The organism is Microbispora sp. ZYX-F-249 (assembly GCF_039649665.1).
In the GTDB taxonomy this organism is placed as follows: domain Bacteria; phylum Actinomycetota; class Actinomycetes; order Streptosporangiales; family Streptosporangiaceae; genus Microbispora; species Microbispora maris.
The window spans coordinates 1-4,461 of sequence record NZ_JBDJAW010000103.1 but is presented as its reverse complement, the minus strand read 5'-3'; the positions used below and the strand labels follow the sequence as shown (position 1 = coordinate 4,461).

2 protein-coding genes are annotated in these 4,461 nt (G+C 68.1%); one reads left to right on the top strand and one right to left on the bottom strand.

Annotation, left to right across the window (positions count from 1 at the left end):
- Positions 1 to 4,036 (bottom strand): SpvB/TcaC N-terminal domain-containing protein (locus tag AAH991_RS39810; RefSeq protein WP_346231138.1); only part of this gene is annotated, 4,036 nt, incomplete at its 3' end.
- 67 nt (positions 4,037 to 4,103) lie between these two features.
- Between AAH991_RS39810 and AAH991_RS39805 the strand changes: the two genes are divergently transcribed.
- Positions 4,104 to 4,274: a hypothetical protein gene (locus AAH991_RS39805; protein ID WP_346231137.1), complete on the top strand. Its 171-nt coding sequence runs from the start codon at positions 4,104 to 4,106 to the stop codon at positions 4,272 to 4,274.
- The last annotated feature ends 187 nt before the right edge of the window (positions 4,275 to 4,461 follow it).

The following is a 4,461-nucleotide window of genomic DNA, read 5'->3' as shown; positions in this document are numbered from 1 at the left end:
GCGTGGGCCAGCTCAGCGCGATCGAGTTGCCCGCCTCATCGGCCATCGTGGCGAAGGGCCCATCACCACCAGTGGACACCTTCACCGCGGGCCCGACCTTGGGTACCAAGGCACCGTCCTTGTCCACCAGTGTGGTGTCGATCGCCACCCACTTCCCAGCCTGCTTGATCCTGGCCGGCTGCGTACCGATCGAGGTGGTGAACGACCCGTCCGGGTTGGCCACGGTCGAGCTCACAACCGAGGTCAGCGCCGCCACCTCGACCGCCTTGCCTGACCGCTTCGCCTCCGCCGACGCACGGCTGCGCGCGGCCTGCACCTCGGCGGCCGATGCATTCGCATTCGAGGGGGCGTCGGCCGCCGGGGACTCGGTCGCCTCCGCCTGCTCGCTCGTGCCAGCAGCGACAGCGGAGGAGGCCTTCGATGAGGTCGGTGGCGTCGGACCGGCGGCTGCGGCAGCCTGCTGACTGGTGCCGTTGCCGGTGAGCCATTCTTCGATCTTGGTGACCTGGTCGGCGGCGTCGGTGTAGTAGACCTTCTTGCCGCCCACGGGCGGGAGCACCTCGTACTTGTCCGCGCCCAGGTAGTTGGTGGTCGTACGGCGGAACTCCGTCTCGCCGGTCATATCCACTTGGGCGGTGACCCGGCCGAGCCCGTCGTACTCCTGCTTGGACCACTGAGGGATGTCCTCAGGGTTGGGGTTGTGCAGGCCGGCGCCCGGCTGGTGGTCGGAGTCCCAGACCGGGGCGGAGGTCGCTGCGGTCAGCCCGCGCCCGTTGTAGGTGGTGACCTGCACGATCCGGCCGCCTGAGGGGGATGCGGTCTGCACCTCGCGTTGACGGCCGAAGCCGTCGATGTAGGTGTAGGCGGAGGTGTACGTGGCCGTGTTGCTACGGGCGCCGGACTGCAGGCGGGAGACCAGGGTCCGGGCTGGCTGGCCGGCGGTGAGGGTGTAGGTGACCTTCGCCGCGGGGGGATTGTCGCTGTGGTCGTTGTCGCCGTCGGCAGGCTTGGGCGCCTCCGGGGTCCACAGCTGCAGCGTGCGGCCTAGAACGTCGTAGTCGATGTTGACCTTGTTGTTGTTGGCGTCCTGCATCCCTACGGGCTGACCGTTGTACTGCGAGGACCAGGTGGTCACCTCGTGCTCGAGCGGGTTGGTGACCTTTACCCCGTACCTCGGCCAGCCGACGGCCGGGTTGTAGGAGGTTATGGTCTTCTTGATCTCCTCCGGCTTAGCCGTCTTGCCGACCGGTTCGGTCGTGGTCAGCGGCCTACCGTAGTTGTCGAAGGTCGACAGGGACTTGACATAGTCGGTGTCGGTGCGGAAAGCGCGGGTCTCGGTGACGTTTCCGCGCGTGGGAGTGTTGGCGGCCGGGTCTTCCGCTCCGTCGTAGAGATAGACCGTCCGGCTCAGGAGCTCACCGGTGGTGCAATCGTCTCCGGCGTGTCTTTCCTCCGATGCCTCGTAGTCGATCAACCAGTCGGTGGCATTGCGCGCGTAGGTGATGGCGGTGCAGGTGTTGTCCGAGGCCGTGCTCGTGTCGCCGTAATCGTTGACCGTGAACGGCAGACCGTCGCTGTTATACGTGGTCTTGGCCTCGGTGTAGCGCCAGCCGGTGGTGCTCTTCTCCCGCGCGACCTCGCGTGTCTGGTCGACCCGGGAGGGTTTGCGGGTGCCCGGGGCGTTGCCGGTGACGGTCACCGCGTACACGTACCTAGTGGAGCTGTTCTCCCCGTTGCTGTCCCGGGTCTGCTCCTGCAGGGTGCGCCCGTTCAGCTCGATCCGGTCGGAGTAGCTGTTGCCGTCGAAGTCGGTAAGACTCTGGCCGGACAAGCCGCGGAAGAACTTCGCCGAGGTCGTGCTGTAGTCCGACGGGCTGGATCCACTGCCGACGGTCGTGGTCACCTGACCGTAACCGCGCCACTCGGTGTAGTCCTTGTTGCGGAAGGGCTGGCGCACTGCCAGGGGGTTGTCTGGGACCGCCCAGGCCGGGTTGCCGCCGTAGGAGTAGCTGGTCACCTGCTCCGGTGACCCGCCGACCATGTCGATGTCGGTAACCGACATGACCAGCCATTTGGCGTAGACCTCGCCGTAGTAGTACCAGGTGCCGTCGATGATCTCCTGGTTGGTGGTGATGAAGTAGCAGTCAAGCCCGCGGGTGTCCCAGCCGGTGGTCGGCGGATACTGCCAGGGGTTCGGGCAAGGGTGGGGCTGGCCGTAGTCCACCTCGCTGCGGCCGCCCAGACCGTTGTTCACCGCGCCGATGCGGGGGAACTGCACCGGGTCCAGCCCGGTGCTGACGGCGTTGTTCAGGAACTTCGCATCGAACGTGGTCGGCGGCAGCGCGATCGAGGTGCCGTGGCCGCCGGCCAACCCGACCTGCTGGATGGAGTCCAGCCACAAGATGGGGTACTCGTCGGCGTTCCAGGTGTCGCCGGTCAGCCACTGGTAGGACAGGTTCCACCGGGTGACGTCCTCCCAGTTGCTGTCATCCTGCCAGTCGGTGGCGCCCGGGATCAGCGTCTGGGTGGTGATCGAGCTCAGCTTGTGGGTGGTGTAGAAGGACGGCCCTTGGTTGAACAGGCAGTACCCGGGGTTCCCGTCCTCGCAGAAGGTCGGCACATCGGTCATACCGCCGGAACCCCGGCCGGTGGTGGTGAACACGATCCGCGCCGTCGGCGTCGAGCCGGTCACGTTGGTGTTGTGGCCGTAACGCACCTCGCGCAGGTTGGCGGCCTTGTCGTACTCCGGGTCGCACTCCCAGTCCGACGCCCCGGTGCAGTAGGCGTCGGATTCCTTGGTGTAGGAGTAGTCGATCGCGTTGCCGTTCGGGTCGATCTCCTGGTCGAGCTCCCAGCGCCAGGGGGCTTCGCAGATCTGCTCGACGGTGGACTCGCCGCTGCCCGGCTCGGGGTAGTACTCGTGACACGGCTCGCCCTCGTCGTCGCCGATGAACGACATCAGCAGCGAGGCGTCCTCGGTGTAGCCGAACCGGTAGACCGTGCCGTCCTGGGTGGTAATCCGCCACCACTCCTGCCCCGACTCGGGGCTGTAGGAGATCTGCTCGATCTTCCAGCCGTAGTCCTCGACCGTGCGCCACTTACCGTTGGAGTCCTTGACGATGTCGGTGGAGTGACCGTCGACCGACAGCGTCAGCTTCGAGGCGCCCGGGTCGGAGGAGTACGGCGAGTGCCAGCACTTGTCCGGCCAGCCCACCTGGGCGGTGTTATAACCCATCCGGCCCGACTTGGCATAGTCCGCACACGACACGAACGACCGCTCGATGAACCCGGCCTCCAGCTCCCAGCCCATGCCGGCCACGCCGGACTGGTTGTTGGTCTGCGAGGTCAGCGAGTCCACCGCCGCCGAGGAGTACTGCAGCGCCAACTGAGGGGCGTCGCCGGACGGGGCGGGCGGGGCGGTGATCGGGTAGCTGTAGGTAAAAGCACCACCGGCCTGGCCCGCCTGCCACGTCCCCGACGGCTTCAACGGCGACGCGGCGAAATTACCCGCCATCGACCCCTCCGCCGTGGCCGCCGCCGAGGCCGCCACCGCATACACGAACGCATCAGCGGTACCGCCAGCGGCAGCTGCGGGCGAGGCGGCCGAGGCCTTCGCAGAGGGCGTGGCCGCGATGGTCGGCGCGGCCTGCGTGCCGGTGCCTGCAGCGCTACCGGCGGGGGGTGGCGTCGTGCCGCCCGCGGCGGGAGCGACCTCGACCTCGGCCGTCAGATGACCGGTCTTGATGTCGTTGACCACCGGCAGCACCCGCCGCTGCGCCGCCGCCTGCTTAGTACACTCAGGCGTCAGCGGTTGTTGCAGCACACACGCCGGCAACCGCAGCAGCGTCAAGCGGGAGGCGAACCCACCCCCGCCCGCACCGCGGAACGACGAGTAGTCCACCGTGACCTTCGCCAACGCCGGACGGGCACCGCCGTCCGCCCGGGTCAGCTGCAGCACCATGCCGACCCCGCCGAGCGTGCGGGCCACAGTGTTGTCGAACGTCTTCACCGTTACCGAGGCCGGAGACTCAAGCACCGGCTCCTGCGACGGCTCCGCCTTCGGCGACTTCTCATCCCGCTGCGCGGACGCAGGCTTCTTGCTCGTGGGGGAGGGCGACGCGCTCGGCGACGGACTCGGTGTGGCCTCGGGCGCATCAGCGGCGGCCACCGCCACCGGCAACCCCGGTACGGCCGCAGCCCCGCCCGGCACCATGTTCACCCGCGCCGATCCGCTCTTCGGCCACACCGGCGCCGGCGGCTTCTTCGCCTGGTGAGACGCCTCCTCGGCCTTCACATGAGGAGTGGGCACCACGACCGGCCGGCCCTCGACGCTGCGCTCCTCCTGGGTTGGCGTCTCGGTCGCGGCGCTCGCCGGGGTGACCAAACCGTCCGGCACGCCGACCCCGGCAACGAACACACCGAGAACAACCGCCGCCCCCACCCACGCCCGTGAGCAACGGG